Below are 16,780 nucleotides of genomic sequence, written 5' to 3'. Positions count from 1 at the left end.
TGCCGTACGGGCTGGGCGGGGAGCCGTCGGAGGATGGCCGGAAACCGACCGCTCCTCAACTCCCGCCCGCAGACCTCGACTTCACCGAAGGCCGACGGGCCGTGCGGTCCAAGGTGGCGAAGGCGACGTCCGGTCGGACACCGCTATCCGCTCAGGCGGTGAGCCACCGTTGGAGCCAGTCCCCGGCCGTCCGCCGGAAGAGGCGGCGGCTCTCCGCGCGGCGGAAGTCGTGGCCCTCCTCGTGGAGGAGGAGCAGTTCGGCCTCCAGGCCGCGCTCGCGGGCCGCGTGCACGATCTGTTCGGATTCGCGGGGTGGGACGTTGGTGTCGTGTTCGCCGTGGACCGCGAGCAGCGGGACGCGCAGGGCGTCGATGCGGCTCATGGGGGACAGGGCGTGCAGCAGCGCCCGGTCGCGGTCGGGGTGGCCGTATTTATGGGCTGCTGACTTCGCCAGCCACGGTTCGGTGCCGGCGAAGAAGGTGCCGAAGTCCGACATGCCGCAGACCGTGACGCCCGTACGGAACAGTTCCGGGTGCCACACGAGGGACGCGAGGGTCAGGTAGCCGCCGTACGAGTGGCCCATGACGGCGAGTCGGCGGGGGTCGGCGAGGCCGGCCTCGACGACGTGGGCCGCGCAGTCGGCTACGTCGTCGATCGCCGCGAACCGTCCTTCACCGAGGTCGGCGTCGCGGAAGGACCGGCCCCAGCCGGAGGAGCCCCGGACGTCCGGGGCGAAGACGTCGAGGCCGCGGCCGAGCAGCTCGTGGTAGAGCGGGGCGAAGACCGGACGTTCCTGGTCCTCGGGACCGCCGTGGAGATGGAGGACGCACGGTGCCGGTTCGCCCGGTCCGCGGCCGGGCGCCCGGTGGTACCAGCCGCCGAGCAGGAGCCCGTCACGGGCCGTCGGCCGCAGGGGCACCGGCCGTACCGGGGGAGGCCCCGGGGGGACGGTCTCGGCGTCCCGCGCCGACCACGGCGTACGCACGGCGGCGGCCGCCCCCGGCACGTGCCACACTCCGGGCCTCCGCTGCGATCCCGACAGGGCGACCAGCATCCCGTACGGCCCGGCCGGCGTGACACGGGTGACCACCTCGTGCGCCAGCTCCACGGCCCGGGGCGCGGGCGGCGCCGTGCCCGGGTCGGACAGCGGCAGCGTCTCCAGTTCGCTGGTGCCCCGGACGTTCCAAGCCAGCGCGGCGCGCCGGCCGTTCTCCACGAAGGAGAGCAGCTCCAGGTCACAGGCGGGGCGTTCGGCCACCACACGCAGACCGGCCCGGGCCCCCGTCTCGTCGAGGTCCAGGGCGAGCAGCGCCGCGAACTCCCGCTGGTGGTCGCTGCGCAGCCACACCGTACGGCCGTCCGCCGAGAACCGGCCGATCCAGGGGTCCCCGTCCGCCACGGGCAGCGCGCACACGGGTGCCCGGTCGGACAGGCGTACCACCACCGCCTCGCGGCCTCCGCGCGGGCCGCGGCGCAGCAGGGCCAGTCGCCCGTCCTGGCTGATGTCGCACACCCGCAGCGTCGCGGCCTCGGTCTCGTCGGCCAGGAGGACGGGAGCCGTGGTCCCCGCCGGATCGAGGAGATAGGCGGTGAGCCGGTCGTGGACCGGGGGGCCGCCGTCCTCGGCGCCGTGCCCCGGTGGGTCGAGGAGGGTGGCGTGCCCGTCGCGCTCCGTCCAGCCCGCGGGCCGCTCGGCCAGCGCGAGCAGGTCGGGCCGGTCGGGAACGGGCTCCGCGATCGTGACCGCCAGCGCCGAGCCGTCCCTGGTCCAGCAGCCCAGATACGCCGAGGATCCCGGATCGGCGCCGGACATGATCCGGCGGTCCGAGCCGTCCGGGCGGACGCACAGCACCCGCGTGTGGCCGCTGCCGCCGGGGGCGACGGTGTACGCGATCCACTGGCCGTCCGGCGACCAGGACACCTCGGTGACGTGGTCCGGCCCGGCGTCCAGCAGGCGCGCCTCCTCGCCGCCCAGGGCGCCCGCCTCGCCGCCCGTGGGGCCCGCCCAGAGCTGCGGCACGCCCCCGCGGTCGCAGATGAAGGCCGCCCGCTCACCACCGGGCTCCGCCGCCGGGTACCAGCAGGCGTGCGCCGTCAGTCCCCTGGAGGCGTCCGGGGGGTCGGCGGCGGCCAGCGGCTGTGTCGCGGGAGCCGCCGCCGGGTTCTTCGCGGTCAGCCGATGCCGTGCGTCTGCAGCCATATCTCCAGCAACGCTACCTGCCACAGGGCGTTGGCCCCTCGGTTCGTACGGTGGTCGTCCGGCGCCTCGAGGAGCGAGGCGACGTACTCGTCCCGGAAGAGCCCGCGTCCGCGCGCGGCGGGCGCGGACAGCGCATCGCGCACCCGCTCCAGGACCGGCGGCGCCATGCGGCGGATGGCCGGTACGGGGAAGTAGCCCTTCGGCCGGTCGACGATGTCCACGGGCAGTACCGTGCGCCCCACGTCCTTCAGCACGCCCTTTCCGCCCTGGGCGAGCTTCAGACCGGGCGGGCAGGCCGCCGCCAGCTCGACCAGTTCGTGGTCGAGGAACGGCACCCGCGCCTCCAGACCCCAGTCCATGGTCATGTTGTCGACCCGCTTGACCGGGTCGTCGACGAGCATCACATGAGCCTCGGTGCGCAGCGCGGCGTCGAGTGCGGTCTCGGCGCCGGGTGCGGCCATGTGCGTACGGATGTACTCCCGGGAGGGGTCGCCGTCGGTCAGCATCCCCGGCTGCAGGATCTTCTCCAGGTCCGCGTGCGGCCGGTCGGAGTAGACCTGGGCGTACCGCTCGGGTGCCTCCTCGCGGGAGGCCTCGGCCATGGCCGGGTGCCAGTGGTAGCCGGCGAACACCTCGTCGGCGCCCTGGCCGCTCTGCACGACGCTGACCTCCTTGGCGACCAGCTCCGACAGCAGGTGGAAGGCGACGACGTCGTGGCTCGTCATCGGCTCGCTCATGGCGGCCACCGCGCCGTCGAGGGCGGTGGACACCCGGTCCGACGGCACCATCAACTGGTGGTGGTCGGTGCCGAAGAGCCCTGCCACGCGGTCCGAGTAGAAGAACTCGTCGCCGTCCTCGTCGCCCTCGGAGTCGAAGCCCACGCTGAAGGTGGCCAGGTCCTTCTGGCCTTCCTCGGCGAGCAGGGCGACGATCAGACTGGAGTCCAGGCCGCCGGAGAGCAGCACGCCGACCGGCACGTCGGCCACCATCCGGCGGCGGACGGCGGTGCGCAGCGCCGCGAGGACGGCGTCCCGCCAGTCCTGCGCGTCCATTCCGGCCAGTTCGGCGCGGCGGGTGTAGGAGGGCTGCCAGTAGCGGTGGTCCTGTCGTGTGCCGTCCGGTTCCACGACGCGCACGGTGGCGGGCGGGAGCTTGCGCACACCGGCGAGGACGGTGCGCGGGGCGGGGACCGTCGACTGCCAGCTCATGTAGTGGTGCACGGCCACCGGGTCCAGCGAGGTGTCCACCCCGCCGGCCGCGAGCAGGGCGGGGAGCGTGGAGGCGAAGCGCAGACGTCCCGGCCGCTCCGCCAGGTAGAGGGGTTTGATGCCCAGCCGGTCACGGGCGAGCACCAGCCTGCCGGTGGCGTGCTCCGTCAACGCGACCGCGAACATGCCGACGAAGTGCCGGACGAAGTCCGTGCCCCATTCGCGGTACGACCTGAGCACGACCTCGGTGTCCGACGTGGTCGTGAAGCGGTGACCCAGCCGCCGCAACTCCTCCCGGAGCTCCTGGTAGTTGTAGATGCAGCCGTTGAAGACGCAGGTGAGGCCCGCCTCCTCGTCGGTCATGGGCTGGGACGCGCGGTCCGACAGGTCGATGATCTTCAGTCGCCGGTGTCCGAGGGCGACGGCACCCCGGGACCACAGACCCTTGCCGTCGGGACCGCGGGCTTCGAGACGGTCGGTCATTCGTTCCACGGCGGCCAGGTCGGGCCGCTCTCCGTCGAAGCGGATCTCTCCGCTCAGGCCGCACACGCCGGACCTCCCTGGGGCACGACGACACCTATGGGGCTGGGGGAGGGGGCGGTGCGTTTTCGCATGATCCGATGCTCCTCGGTACGGGTTTCCAGGTGGGGGTTTCGATTCGCTGTGGGGTTCATGGGGTGGGCCGGGGTCAGGCGCTCGCCGCCGTCCAGCCGTCTCGCCGGCCGCCCGGCCGGATCTGCGGGCGCCCGATGCGGCGGGGGTCCCGGCCGCTCCGGGCGGGGCGCAGCGTCTCTCCCCGGGTCTGGACGAGGAGGTCGTCCACGGCCGCGAGCAGGTCCTCCTCCGCGGCCTTCGTCCGTAGACGATGGGCGGCGCTGCCGCGGGCCAGGGCCTCCTCCGACAGGGACAGGGTGGTCTCCCAGTCCCCGTACTCCTCCAGCGTCGGACGCAGGTGCCGGAGCATGCCGCGTACGACCATGGGGGCGGGGGCCGCGAGCCGGGTGACGGGGTCGATGAGGTCACCCTCCAGGCCGGATCGAGCGGCGCGCCAGGTGGCCGCGCGCAGCCATTCGTGCCGGCCGTCGCATCCCGCGCTCCCGGTCGCCCGGACCTTCTCGCAGGCGTCCGTGACGAGTGCCCGGAAGAGCGCGGCGATCAGCACCACCGTCTCGACGCGGGGGCAGGCGTCGCAGATGCGCAGCTCGAGGGTCTGCAGGTGCGCCGAGGGGCGGACGTCGTAATAGATCATGCCGGGGTCGCTGATGACGCCCGAGCGGACCAGCTCGTCCAGCGTCCGGTCGTACTCCTCCGTGCCCGCGAAGCAGGCGGGAGCGCCGGAGGTGGGCCAGCGCTGCCAGACCATGGTGCGCCAGCTGGCGTAACCGGTGTCGGTGCCGAGCCAGAAGGGGGAGCTGGCCGACAGGGCCAGGAGCGGCGCCAACCAGGGGTTGACGGCACACAGGGCCCGGACCGCGGTGTCCCGGTCGGGAACGTCGACGTGCACCTGCGCGCCGCAGATCAGCTGCTCGTCCGCGAGGCGCCGGTACTCGTCGGTCATGTGCAGATACCGCTCGTCATCGGTCGGCGGCACGGTGCCCAGCCGGGTCAGCGGGGCGGTGCCCGCTGCCGCGATGGCCAGGCCCTGGGAGGAGGCGGCTCTGTCGAGCCGTCGCCGGGACGCGGACAGGTCCGTGTGCAGGTCTTCCAGGGAGTCGTGCACGCCGCTGTTCGTCTCGACGACCGACTGCTGCATCTCGCGGGCGTAACCCTCCGCGCGCCGGCCGAGCCTGCGGAGCACGGCACCGGCTCGCGGGGCCAGTGCCCCGCTTTCGACATCGATCAGGTGGAACTCTTCCTCGACCCCGATCCGGACGGTCACGGCGCCTCCCAGCAGACGACTCGGCGTTCTCCGACCGGCCCCGCTGTGATCGACGTCGCCGGTGTGCCCGTACGGGTGCCCGGCCTGGCCGAACCCACACCCAAACACTCGCATGAGTCTGTCTGTGCCCACATGAGCGAGGGGGTGTCGAGCGCGAGACTGCTGCCGTACCGCCCCTCGGCGGGGTTCGTCAGCGCCCTCGGCGGTCAGCCGGCCTTCGCCCGTTCCTCGGCCCGCTCCCCTGCGGAGGCGAAGCGGTAGGGGGCCGTTCCGCCCCCCGCCCACCCGACCTCTCCACCGAAGACGACTGGCAGACGGAGCGTGACAGCCTCGGTATCCTCGCCGGCAAGACGTCACCCGATGCCTGGAAAGGGGTCCCATGTCGGATCCGATGACCGTGCTGGCCATGACAGGGGCGACGACCGTCGTGGCGGCCATGGCCACCAGCGCCTGGGAGGGCACCCGGGAGCGCGTCGTCGAACTCTTCCGCCGCCGTGGCGACGAGCGGTCCGCCGCGCTGCAGGCCCAGTTGGACGGCGATGCGGAACTGGTCGCGGGCGAGAGTGACGACACCGACGGCGTACGCGATGACCTCGTACGCCCCTGGGCACGCCGCATCGGCGCCCTGCTGCGGGAACACCCGGAGACCGCGGACGAGCTGCGCGCCCTGATCGAAGAGGTCTCCGTGCCGCACGGCGCCCAGGAGTGGTCGCAGCACATCACCGCCCACGCCGGCGGCGCCGCCTTCGGCGCCCAGGGCCCCGGCAGCAGCGTGCATGTGCACCATCACCGGCCGGCCGCCGGGGAATCCCCCGCGTGAGCGAGCCGGACCCGTCGGCGCGTCAGCACGTCACCGCGGAGGGAGGCTTCGCGTACGGCGTGGTCGGCGCCGACCTGCATGTGTACGTGGACGGGATGCCCCCCTACGTCCTGGAGGAGTGGCTCCCGCCGCCCGAGCTGGACCCGGACTGGCTGCGCGAGCTGCCCAGCCGACTGCTCAGCGCCCGGCACGAGATCGTCCCCTTCACCGGCCGTACGGATGAGATCGCCGACCTCCGGGCGTGGCGCGGCGCCGTCGGCCGACGACTCGCCGTCCGCTGGCTGCACGGCCCCGGTGGCCAGGGCAAGAGCCGCCTCGCGGCGGCGTTCGCCCGCGACAGCGTCGCCGAAGGGTGGAAGGTCGTCAGGGCCGTGCACGGCCCCGGCAACGTCGTCCCCGGCAGCGCGGGAGGCGACCTGCGGGCCCAGGGCGCCGCCGGCGTGCTGCTGGTCGTCGACTACGCCGACCAATGGCCGCTACCCCACCTCACCTGGCTGCTGAGCAACCGGCTGCTCCACCAGCCCGACCTGCCGACCCGGGTGCTGCTGCTGGCCCGCGGCACGGACCAGTGGCCGGCCGTGCAGGCCGCCCTGCACGACTCCCAGGCAGCCACCTCCCTCCAGACCCTGCAACCCCTGAGAGAACATGGCGGCGAACGGGCGGAGATGTTCGAGGCCGCCCGGGACACCTTCGCCTCCTACCTCGGAGCCGCCCCGGACGCGCCCGGCACCACGCCGTTACGGGTGCCCCCGCCGGTACCCCTGGACGGGCCGGACTTCGGGCTGACGCTGGCCGTCCACATGGCCGCCCTGGTGGCCGTCGACGCCCACCTTCACGGCCGCCGTCCGCCCACCGGAGCCGTCGGCCTGGTCACGTACCTCCTCAACCGCGAACAGGCCCACTGGGCGCGGCTCCACACCCAGGACGCAGGCCGCGCGACGGCCGCCGCCGGGCGGACGTACACGACTCCGCCGCAGGTGATGAACCGCGCCGTGTTCGCGGCCGCGCTGACAGGGACCATGCGCCGGGAAATCGGCCCGATCGTCATCGACAGGGTGACCGGAAGCCCGCCCGCCGCACCGCACCCCGCCGACCGGGTCCTCGCCGACCACGGCGTCTGCTACCCGCCCTCCGGACCCGAGCCGGCCGTCGTCCTGGAACCGCTGCTGCCCGACCGGCTCGCCGAGGACTTCCTCGCCCTCACCCTGCCCGGCCACTGCGCGCAGGACGTCTACCCGCCCTCTCCCTGGGCCCCGGAGGCGCTCGACCGCCTCCTGCTGTCCCATGGAGAGCGGCGACCGGAGTCGTGGACGCCCCGGGCACTGGTCTTTCTGGCGGCGTCCGCCGAACGGTGGCGGCACATGCGCCATGACTACCTGTACCCGCTGCTGCGGCGGGCTCCATGGCTCGCCGTCGCCGCCGGCGGACGCGCACTCGGCGCGGTCGCCGCGCTCGACGACATCGACATGGCACTCCTCGAGGCGATCGAGGCCCGCCTGCCCCGGCGCGAGCACCCCGACCTCGACCCGGCCCGCCCGGTCCTGGTGGAACGGCTCGCCCGACACTGGCTGGCGGACACCGACGCCCCGGACCGGCACGCCATCGTCCACAACAAGCTGGCGGACGCCCTGAACGGCGCTGGACGGTACGAGGAGGCGCACCGGTCAAGGGTGCGAGTCGTCGAGCTCGTGGAGCGGCTGGAAGCCGAACGGCCCGGCTCGCAGACCCCGCAGCTGATCGGGGCGTACGGCGACCTGTTCGTCAGCCACACCCGTCTGGGCCGGCCGCACGATGCCGTCGACGCGGCGGAACGGGCCGTCCACTTCGCGCGCCTCCTGGCCGAAGCCGACCCCGAGACGCGGTTCGCCGACCTCGGCTCCGTCGGCCGGTTCGCCGGGCTCGGCCCCGACGGCCGAAGGGCCCGGTGGGCGATCGCCCTCTGCACCTACGGGACAGCCCTCGTCACCGCCGGGCAGCAGACGGAGGGGTTCCGAGCCTATGCCGCAGCGCTCCACGTGCTTCACCTGCTCTCCGAGAAGGACGGCGAGGTGGATCGCAACGACCTCGGCCAGAGCCTTCTCAACATCGGTGCCGACCTTTCCGGTGCAGGTCTCGGCGGAGCCGCGGTCGCGGCGACGGAGGGAGCGGTGCACCTCCTCGGGCCCCGGAGGGCCGGTGACCCGCCCGACCACCCCGGGACCTACGCACTGGCTCTGACCAACCTCACCGTCTTCCTGCTCAACTGGCACCGTGCCCTCCCCATCGGCACCGACTGGCGAGGGCGGGCCCTCAAGGCAAGCACCGAGGCCGTCGAGATCAACCGACGTCGTGCCGAGGCGAACCCGGACGCGCTGACCCCCTCGCTCGAACACTCCCTACGGGCCCACGCCGACGCCCTGGTAGCCAAGGGCCGGGCCGCGGAGGCCCGTGTGATCCGCGCCGAGGCCGACGAGCTGTGCGGCCGCATGCGACCACCACTTGACATGAGCGGCGTACCCCGGCCGACCTACGGACCGCAGCAGGTAAGCGAGGCGATCGAGGCGATCGACGCGCTGGAGACCGCCGTCTACCGGTACATGGCGCGGATCAAGCCGGGGATCTACACCCGGCGGCTCGTCGCCCTGCTCCTCCCTCGCGCGGCACGAGAAGACGCCACAGGGCTCGCCGCCTGCACAGAGATCGCCGACGTGTACGAGCGGCTGGCCCAGGACGGCTTGCCGAGGGACCACCTCGACCACGCGAAGGCGCTCGTCCGGCTCGCTCTCCGTCGTCGGGCCATGGGTCGTGACACAGGAGTCGAGAAGTCGTTGCGCCGCGCGGTCGAAGTGTACGAGGACCTGATGGCGGCACACCCCGGCTTGTACCGCGAGCACGTGGTCCGCACCCTTGAGCTCCTGGCACGGTTCCACGAGGAGACGGGCGCGGACAGGGACGCGAGCGCGGTGCGCCGGGAGATCCGCCGGCACCGCCGGCCCTGGCGATGGCTCGCCCGCCCGGCGCGGCTCCGGGCCCCCTGAATGGAGCGGGCGGCGGGGGAGTGCGGCGGCTACGGGGTGAGCCAGCGGCGCAGGAGTCTGCTCACGGCCGGCATCGAGACGTACGTCATGAACACGTTGAAGACGCATGCCGTGACCGCGCTGGTGAGGAGGAGGGGTAGCCCGGTCAGGTGGGGCGTCAGAAAGAGGCCGCCGAGGACGGAGATCGGGTAGATCGCCAGAGTCGCGCTGACCGCCATCTTCCACCGCGGCGGCGCGGGCCGGGTGGAGCCCGGCTTCGCGAACCACGTCTCCATGCCGGTCAGCTCCCGCCGGGCGATCTCGGTGTGGTGGTGCCCCTCGCAGTTGTCGAACCAGGCCGCGCGCTCCGGCGACTCCTGCCAGGCCCGACAGGCTTCCGCGTCCCGGAACCGGTGCACGAGGAACCAGGGGGCGTCGCCGCCGGAAGAGCGGAAGAGCCCGTACCCGAGGTGCCCGGGAAAGGCCGCCGCGGTCTCGAGAATGCCCTTCGCCCACTGCTGGAACGACGCTTCGTGGCCGGGCTCCACCCGGCGGGCTATCAGGAGGGTCACCTCACCGGTGTCGGCGGGGACGGTGGTGCGCTCAAGACTGACCGCGGTCAACACAGACTCCTCGTCATCTCACCGCGCCCGGCCACACTCTACGCGGCGTGGGGGCCGGCACGGTCGATGTGGGGGCGGGCACCCGCCCATCACCCGCGGGAACAACCCTGCGGGTCAATACACCTAGGCGATCCTGGTCACGACGTAGGCGGCGAACATGACGGCGGCGACGGCCAGGACGAGGCGGAGCCAGGCAGGCAGCCTGATGGGGGCCGGACGGTCGGAGGCCGCGCTGTCGGGCGCGCGGCGCGGGGAGGGCGGCGTGGTCCGCGGCGCGAGTGGGGCTGCCTGCGCAGGTGCCTGCCGGGCGGGTTGAGGATCTTGGTACGTGGGCGGATGAGTGGGTGCGGGGGCCGGCACGGGGGCCGGGCCGGAGACGACCGTAGGCTCTCGTGCCGGGCCGGGTGCGAAGTCCAGCAGCTGCGCCGCGTTGCGGCCCAGTTGAGTGAGCAGCCTTGCCGGCAGCCATGGCTCGTCGGGGTCCGTGGTGGTGCGGGCAGCGACTTCCTGGGGAGTGGGTCGCAGGGCCGGGTCCTTTCGCAGACACTGCCGTACGAGTGCGAGGAGGGCTTCCGGAACGCCGCGGAGGTCCGGTTCCTCCTCCGCGACCCGGAACATCAGGGCGTGCAGCCCGCTCTCCACGGCCCCGAAGGGGGAGCGTCCAGTGGCGGCGTAGGCGAGGACGGAGCCGAGGCAGAAGACGTCGGAGGCGGACGTGAGCCGCTGCCCCCGTACCTGCTCCGGCGACATGAACCCGGGCGATCCGACCACCGCGCCCGTACGCGTCATCGCGCCCTCGGCCAAGGTCTCCAGGGCCCGCGCGATGCCGAAGTCGATGACGCGCGGCCCGTCCACCGTCACCAGGACGTTCTGCGGCTTGAGGTCCCGGTGGATCAGGCGCACCGCGTGGATCTCGGTCAACGCTCGTGCCAGACCGTTCGCGAGAGAACGTACCGAAGCCTCCGGCAGCGGGCCGAAGTCACGGGCCACCACGTCCGACAGCGGCGGACCGGCGACGTACTGCGTCGCCACCCACGGCACCGCCGCATCGGTGTCGGCGTCCAGCACGGCCGCCGTCCAGGCCCCGCCCACCCGCCGCGCGGCGGCCACCTCGTGGGCGAACCGCCGCCGGAACTCGGCGTTCTCGGCGTACTCGGCCTGCACGACTTTGACCGCGACGGTCCGGCCGACGTCCGAGCGGCCCAGATAGACCAGGCCCATGCCGCCGGCGCCCAGACGGGCGACGAGGCGGTACGGGCCTATGCGGCTCGGGTCTTCAGGGATCAATGGCTGCACGCCAGGACCGTAGCCCACCGGGCACGTCCTGTCCGGCGGAATGCGGCCGTCCACCGGGCACCCCCTAGGCTGACCGCAGGATTGGATCAAGGAGCAGGACAGTGCGGATAGAGCGTCATCAGGTGGTCGGGGCCGTCGTGTCGGCGGCGCGCGAGGACTTCACGAACCGGATCGGGGGTCAGGTGCGGTCCATGTCAAGGGGAGGCCGGATGGCCACCTACGAATGGCAGACGATCGCCGAGGAGTTCCTCGACTACCTGGGCGCCCTCTCCGTCGAGACGCCCGACCTCGACACCCCGGAGGCCAGGGCCGCCCTCAAGGACGCCTCCGAGGCCGCGGCCGGCGCCGTCGCCTACGCCGCGTACCACCCGCACTGCACCTTCCACGTGTTCCTGGAATACGTGAACTTCGGCATGAGCTACGACCCGGGCGATGACGCCCCCGAGGAGAGCGTCACGCCCGGGGACTGGATCGACGCGCTCTGCCTGGCGGTCCTCAGGGACAAGGCCAAGTGGCACGGCGAGGCCTTCCACTTCGCCCGGCAGAAGTTCGCCGAGCGGGCGAAGGGAACGCCCGCCGGCGAGCTCGCCACCGGGCTGACGGCCCTGGCCCTGGACGACACCGGCGACGACGAGGAGTACCCGCCGAGCGCCCAGGCCAAGCTCACTGCCGTCGACGCCGCCCTGGACCGCATCCGCACCCGCGTCGACGAAACCGGGGACCCGCTGCTGGACCGGCCGGACACCGCGGCGCTGCGCACGCTGCGCGCCCTGGCCGCCGAGGACCGGGAGACCTTCGACACCGGGCTGGCCGACCTCCTGATCAGGCACAGGGCCCTGCACGGCCCCTCGGCCTCCCCACGCAGCCTTCTCCCGCTCATCCCCCTCACCCTTGCCGCGCTCGCGTACCGGACCCTGGGCTGGGCGCCGCCGTTCAGCTCCGACTACCTCCCGCACGCCCTGGTCACCGGCTTCGAGACCCGCGGCCCGCGCGTGGCGGGGTTCGGCCGCGACCGGCGGCCGGACGCGGTCGCAGCGCTTGCCGCCGGCCCGCTGGTGGTGGAGCGGCCGACTTTGGACTGGACAGTGAGCCCCCAGCTCGAGGCCGAGTACGAGGAAAGCGTCCAGGAGGCGTTCACCCCCGTCGACGGAGCACCTCTGGCCGTATCGCAGCTCGTTGGCGTCATGGAGGACCAGGAACGCCTTTTCAAGTGGCGTGCGGGAGGCCGCGGCGACGCCACGGACGCCCAGCTCGCCACCCTGCGCACGGCCTCCCAGATGGGAGCGGCCCTGTTCCGCATCGCCCTGGCGGAGCCGGGCACCGAGGTCGAGGTGACGATCGACGGCCGCGAACTGCGCTACCCCGCCTCCCGGGGCAGGGAAGCAGGCGCCCACTACTGGCACAGGGCAACCGCCTTCGCCCTCATCACCGGCGCGCGCGAGGACCTCGCCCCGCTGGTCCTGACCGGCCCCGCCTTCGCAGGATCGGACGGATCCGCCTTCAACGCCTACCGTGAGGCGCTCCACGCCTACCTGAAGGGCACCGACCCCGAGGCCGCCGCGGAGCGGGCGCTGCAGCGGGCCGAGCAGGCGAAGGACTGGGGCTTCGCCATGCCGCCGGCCGTGCTGCTGTCCCAGCTCGCCGAGGGCGACGAGGAGAGCTTCAACCTCGCCCTGGCCGACGCGCTCGAAGCCCACCGCGCCTACTACCAGGTCGCCGACCGCGCCGACGATCCCGACGCCTCCGTCAACCTCGACGTCCTCGCCCTCGTCTGCCATGCCCGGCGCCGCGGATGGGACATCCACGTCGAATCCCCCTACCTCCCGCCGAGCATCCTGCAGGCCGCGGAACCCTTCTAGGACCGGTCCGGGATCGGCAACGCGGCCGCGTGCCGCGACGCGCGTGCCCTGTCCTGGGCGCCGGCCTGCCTGCCATCGGCGAACCGTGGTCGGCCCGGGGGGCGAACGCCGCTAGCGGGGCACGATGGCCACGGCGTTGCTCATCGGACGTTCGCGATGGGTCGTCCCCCACAGGTCCATGGGGCGGTTGTACAGAGTGCCGCCGATCATCAGCGTGGTGTCGCCTCCGCTGCCGAGACCCACGGCGTCCACGGCTCCCAACCACTTCATGACCTGTGCGGCCTCGGTCCAGGTCGCGCCGACGCTGTAGCCCTCGTACCGACCGTCGATCGTCACGAGGATCAGTTCGCCCGAGGAGCCGACCCCGGCGAGGGTGCGAGGGTGACGCTGCAGCAGTGTGTTGTTGGGCCGGCAGGGGGTTCTGCTGTCGAGGTCTCCGCAGCTGAACTGGGTCATGCCGTTGGCGGCGGTGTTGATGCGGATCTCACCGTCACGTACGAGCGCGGGGCCGCCGCCGGCGACGGCGGCGAGGGTCGGACTCCACACGGAGTTGCCCTGGGCGTCCTTGATGGTGGAACTGGGCTTGAGGGGTCTGCCTTCCTTGGCGTGGCTCCTCAGCCAGTCCGCGTGCTCGCCGATTCCCTGGAAGACGCTGGTTCCGGGCGGAATGGGACCGCCGGCCGGACGTATCTCCAGGACCTCCCAGCCTGCGGTGACGACCGCTTCCACGCTGTCGACGCCGGCTGCGGGACGCGGGGTCTCGGGTCCCCACTGCGGACGGAAGAGGACGATCTCGTCGGTGTCGGAGCAGGTGACGTTGCGCCAGGGCAGCTCCGTGGCGGTCGCCGTTCCCGAGACGAGGCGGGTGTCCCGTCCCTGGAGTTCCGCTTCGGGGCCGCCGCCGCATCCGAGGATGGTGCCGGGTAGCCGGTTGACGCCGTCGACCTTGTTCGTCGCCCCGTCGTCGGCGGTGACCTTGATCTCCGTGGTCACCTCGGTGATCCGGGCCCGTGCGCCGGCCCCGTCGAGGAGCAGCGCCGTACGCCCGTTGTTCGCGGCCCCGAGCATGACGCTGTTCCGCACGTACAGGCCCTGCGGTATGCCCTCGTAGGGGGCGGGGGCCCCGGGCTTGCTGATGTCGAATTCCGAGCCGTTGACCGCCACCAGGGCCCCGGCGGCGTCGGCCATCGCTCGGACGGTCTCCGAGGTCGAGACGTCCTTGCCGTGGACGGCCTCCAGTTTCACGTTCGCCGTCGGCTGGACGCGGACGACTCGCACCTGCCACGGGCCGGTGGACGGCGCCCCGTCCTCGGCCGTGTAGAGAACGCGGCCGGGGTGGCCGGCGGCCGCGAGCCTGCTCTGCAGCGCGTCCGCCGATGCCCGGTCACCAGGGGCGAAGCTGCCGACGCGCACGCCGTAGCCGACCCGTCCGGCCGGGGTGTCGGCGGCCGCCGGCACGTCGAAGGTCACGACGGACACATCGGTGTACCCCTCGTCGGTCACATCCTTGGCGAAAGCGGTGGCTTCCTCCCATGACGCGATCGTCTCGGGGCCTTGCTCGCTGTCCCGCACCCAGACGGTCCAGCGGTCCGAGGAGTACCCCTGCGTGAACTTCTGGTACGTCACCCCCGGCGCGAGTGTCTGCGGAGCGCTCGGCTGGGTGATCAGCTCGTCCGGTCCCAGCGGCATGCGGACGGCGGGACCCTCCGCCACGGCTGTGCCGTTGCCCGGCACGGCCAGGACGACGATGGTGGTGAGGGCAGCGGTCACGGCCCACAAGGGGCCACTTCTCTTCATCATGGCGTGGAGGCTATCCATCGCGAGGTACGTTCCGACGTCGTGTGATTTTCTCTCCGTCATCACCCGCTTGGCCGGGGGCCGTCGCGCCGGCGCCGGAACCGTATGCCGTCGATCAGCTGCCGCCTCGTCCAGGTCGGCGGCCGGCCCGGCTTCCTGTCCTTCGGCAGCAGCCGCTCCAGTCGGAACCACCGCGTGTCCGTCGTCATCATCGACCGTGATCTACTTCTGGTCACCGTGTCGATCAACGAGAACCCGAGGTCATGACCAACCACTGCTGCGAGGCGATGAACAGCCACGTGAACGTGTCCTGCGACCAGCACGACGACCCTTTCGCCTGCCCGGACGCGCTGGTCAAATTCAGCGCCAGGTTCCAGGAGTACGGGCTGATCATCCACGACGGCGGCACGTCGAGCAGCACGATCGACTTCTGCCCCTGGTGCGGACGGCGTCTCCCCGAGTCGCAGCGGGACCGGTGGTTCGATGAACTGGAGCGCCGCGGGATCGACCCGTGGGAGGACGAGGTTCCTGCCGAGTTCGAGGACGACCGCTGGCTCGCTGCGATGCCTCAGGACTGACGGACCGCCAGCCTCTCAAGCCGCTTCCGAAACACGTCCTATGCCGGACCCAGTTGCGGGTCGCGGGTTTCGTGGACTTCCCAGTGGCCCAGGCGGTCCGTGAGGGCCGCTCGGCGGCGGGCCAGGAAGACGAAGGCGGCGACGGCGGTGGTTGCGGCGACTGCGGTCGTGGACAGTGCGGCGCCCCAGGACATCGGGACCACCAGGACGTAGGTGGCGAGGGCATAGGACAGCAGCAGGCCGCCGAGCCAGGGCCAGTGGGCGCCCGGCAGCACGGTGGTGGGGGTGGGGGCGAGGACGGTACGGCGGTTCGGGTCGGGCTGTACGGTGGTCGCGGGGGCGAGGACGCGCTCGAAGTCGGCGCGGTCCAGTTCCAGCCACGCCACCTCCCCTTCGTCGGTGACGAAGACGACCGGCTGGTTGTTCCTGATCAGGCGCCAGTTACGGGCGCCGCACAGCCAGCCCGGCCGTTCGCCCATGGTGGCCGCGAGCAGGGCGAGCGCGTGGGGCGGGCCGCCGCGGCCCGCGGCCAGTACTTCGGAGCCGTCCTCCAGTGCGAAGCGCAGCTTGTGGTCCGAGGTCACGCGGACGGTGCCGTCGACGTCTCCGAGCGACACGTGGTCGCCGCGCCGGGCCGAGATGATCCGCGCGCGGATGGCGGGCAGGGCCGATCCGCCGGCCGCGTCCTCGCGCAGCGTCCGGACGGCAGCGTCGGTCTTCGGGGCGTGCGACATCACGCGCATCGACCAGAGGAACAGCAGGAGGCCGCCGGGAACGAAGGCCGCCACCGTGAGATAGGGCGGCAGGGAGAACGCGAAGGGGGAGTCATTCTCCGCGTACCGGCCGATCTGGCCGGAGTAGTCCACGACGCCGCCGAGTTCGGGTGCCGAGGGGGCGTACAGGACCATCGTGGGTCTGGGCGAGCCGCGCCTGCTCCCTCCCTGCATCCCGAAGTGGCCGTTGCGCACCTCGACCCGCCCGGTGACCCGGTGGCCGTCCGGGGCGCGGACGGGGACTTCGACCGTCACGTCACCGCTGAACATCGCGACTTTCGGGTCGTCCCTCGTCAGCCGGTGAACGTCGACGATCGTGCCTTCGGCGGTTTCGGCACCGGCTTTCTGTATCGCGGCGATGCGCGTGAGGTCGTCACCGTCCGGCCGGATCGCCAGTTCGATCGCCACGGACAGGGCGGGCAGTATCACGGCCACGCCCAGCAGCCAGGGTGTGATGCGACGGATCCACTGCGGCTCGACGGGCAGGCGTGCGGGCGGTGGTGTGGGATCGGCCTGCCGGGGGGCCGCAACGCGGACCGGCCGGGAACCCGACCACACCCACACGGCGCCCAGGACCAGAGCCACGGCCCCGAGTGCGACCACGTCCGGCCGGTACACGGACATGCCCGCCCGCAGCAGCAGTGTCCACATCGCCAGCACCGCGAACAGCAGCGCGCCCCCACCCGAAGCCCTGGTCAGCCAGGTGTTTCTCCCCATGATCGCGGACTGTACCAACGCGGGAGCGTGGCAC

At 72.6% G+C, this 16,780-nt stretch carries 12 protein-coding genes; 5 read left to right on the top strand and 7 right to left on the bottom strand.

The genetic code is table 11. From position 1 onward, the window contains the following. Positions 1-151 precede the first annotated feature (151 nt). The 3 genes from ACFY7C_RS00670 to ACFY7C_RS00660 form a co-directional block, all read right to left on the bottom strand. Positions 152-2,200: a S9 family peptidase gene (locus ACFY7C_RS00670; protein WP_389641597.1), complete on the bottom strand. Its 2,049-nt coding sequence runs from the start codon at positions 2,198-2,200 to the stop codon at positions 152-154. After that, the gene (locus ACFY7C_RS00665; RefSeq protein WP_389641595.1) at positions 2,173-3,957 is read right to left on the bottom strand and encodes an N-acetylglutaminylglutamine amidotransferase; all 1,785 of its coding nucleotides are present in this window, start codon (positions 3,955-3,957) and stop codon (positions 2,173-2,175) included. Before ACFY7C_RS00665 ends, ACFY7C_RS00670 begins: the two co-directional genes overlap by 28 nt. A 139-nt stretch (positions 3,958-4,096) precedes the next feature. Beyond that, entirely contained in the window at positions 4,097-5,287 is a 1,191-nt protein-coding gene (locus ACFY7C_RS00660) for a glutamate--cysteine ligase (RefSeq protein WP_389641593.1), read from the bottom strand. 379 nt (positions 5,288-5,666) lie between these two features. On the opposite strand from ACFY7C_RS00660, the gene ACFY7C_RS00655 reads away from it, so the two are divergent. Both ACFY7C_RS00655 and ACFY7C_RS00650 read left to right on the top strand, forming a co-directional pair. Further along, complete coding sequence (locus ACFY7C_RS00655) at positions 5,667-6,107, top strand: hypothetical protein (RefSeq protein ID WP_389641591.1); 441 nt, start codon at positions 5,667-5,669, stop codon at positions 6,105-6,107. After that, positions 6,104-9,124 carry a hypothetical protein gene (locus tag ACFY7C_RS00650; protein WP_389641590.1) on the top strand — a complete coding sequence of 1,007 codons (3,021 nt, stop codon included), beginning with the start codon at positions 6,104-6,106 and terminating at the stop codon, positions 9,122-9,124. The genes ACFY7C_RS00655 and ACFY7C_RS00650 overlap by 4 nt, the downstream gene beginning before the upstream one ends. Positions 9,125-9,153: 29 nt before the next feature. On the opposite strand, the gene ACFY7C_RS00645 is transcribed toward ACFY7C_RS00650, so the two are convergent. Next, on the bottom strand, positions 9,154-9,729 hold the full coding sequence (locus ACFY7C_RS00645) for an antibiotic biosynthesis monooxygenase (protein ID WP_389641588.1): 576 nt from the start codon (positions 9,727-9,729) through the stop codon (positions 9,154-9,156). Between the two features lie 120 nt (positions 9,730-9,849). Continuing rightward, positions 9,850-11,022 (bottom strand): serine/threonine-protein kinase, encoded by a 1,173-nt coding sequence (locus ACFY7C_RS00640; protein WP_389641586.1) that lies wholly within the window; start codon positions 11,020-11,022, stop codon positions 9,850-9,852. Between the two features lie 209 nt (positions 11,023-11,231). On the opposite strand from ACFY7C_RS00640, the gene ACFY7C_RS00635 reads away from it, so the two are divergent. Next, complete coding sequence (locus tag ACFY7C_RS00635; RefSeq protein WP_389641584.1) at positions 11,232-12,881, top strand: immunity 49 family protein; 1,650 nt, start codon at positions 11,232-11,234, stop codon at positions 12,879-12,881. Between the two features lie 111 nt (positions 12,882-12,992). Here ACFY7C_RS00635 and ACFY7C_RS00630 read toward each other — a convergent pair whose 3' ends face one another. Further along, on the bottom strand, positions 12,993-14,681 hold the full coding sequence (locus tag ACFY7C_RS00630) for a phosphodiester glycosidase family protein (protein WP_389641582.1): 1,689 nt from the start codon (positions 14,679-14,681) through the stop codon (positions 12,993-12,995). A 102-nt stretch (positions 14,682-14,783) separates the two neighbouring features. Here ACFY7C_RS00630 and ACFY7C_RS00625 point away from each other — a divergent pair, with 102 nt between their 5' ends. Then, positions 14,784-14,945: a hypothetical protein gene (locus tag ACFY7C_RS00625; RefSeq protein WP_389641580.1), complete on the top strand. Its 162-nt coding sequence runs from the start codon at positions 14,784-14,786 to the stop codon at positions 14,943-14,945. After that, positions 14,942-15,256, top strand: coding sequence for a DUF6980 family protein (locus ACFY7C_RS00620; RefSeq protein ID WP_389641578.1), 315 nt, complete (start codon positions 14,942-14,944; stop codon positions 15,254-15,256). The genes ACFY7C_RS00625 and ACFY7C_RS00620 overlap by 4 nt, the downstream gene beginning before the upstream one ends. A 38-nt stretch (positions 15,257-15,294) precedes the next feature. Here ACFY7C_RS00620 and ACFY7C_RS00615 read toward each other — a convergent pair whose 3' ends face one another. Next, a complete protein-coding gene (locus ACFY7C_RS00615) occupies positions 15,295-16,746 on the bottom strand; it encodes a hypothetical protein (RefSeq protein ID WP_389641576.1) in 1,452 nt (483 codons plus the stop codon). Positions 16,747-16,780: the final 34 nt, after the last annotated feature.

It is taken from the genome of Streptomyces sp. NPDC012769 (assembly GCF_042901205.1).
In the GTDB taxonomy this organism is placed as follows: domain Bacteria; phylum Actinomycetota; class Actinomycetes; order Streptomycetales; family Streptomycetaceae; genus Streptomyces.
The sequence above is the reverse complement of the archived record's forward strand: the minus strand, read 5'-3'. Positions and strand labels throughout refer to the sequence as shown.

Coding starts and splice junctions, on each gene's coding strand:
- ACFY7C_RS00625 (WP_389641580.1), top strand. CDS start 14,784: ATGCCGTCGATCAGCTGCCGCCTCGTCCAGGTCGGCGGCCGGCCCGGC.
- ACFY7C_RS00635 (WP_389641584.1), top strand. CDS start 11,232: ATGGCCACCTACGAATGGCAGACGATCGCCGAGGAGTTCCTCGACTAC.
- ACFY7C_RS00620 (WP_389641578.1), top strand. CDS start 14,942: ATGACCAACCACTGCTGCGAGGCGATGAACAGCCACGTGAACGTGTCC.
- ACFY7C_RS00615 (WP_389641576.1), bottom strand. CDS start 16,746: ATGGGGAGAAACACCTGGCTGACCAGGGCTTCGGGTGGGGGCGCGCTG.
- ACFY7C_RS00670 (WP_389641597.1), bottom strand. CDS start 2,200: ATGGCTGCAGACGCACGGCATCGGCTGACCGCGAAGAACCCGGCGGCG.
- ACFY7C_RS00630 (WP_389641582.1), bottom strand. CDS start 14,681: ATGATGAAGAGAAGTGGCCCCTTGTGGGCCGTGACCGCTGCCCTCACC.
- ACFY7C_RS00655 (WP_389641591.1), top strand. CDS start 5,667: ATGTCGGATCCGATGACCGTGCTGGCCATGACAGGGGCGACGACCGTC.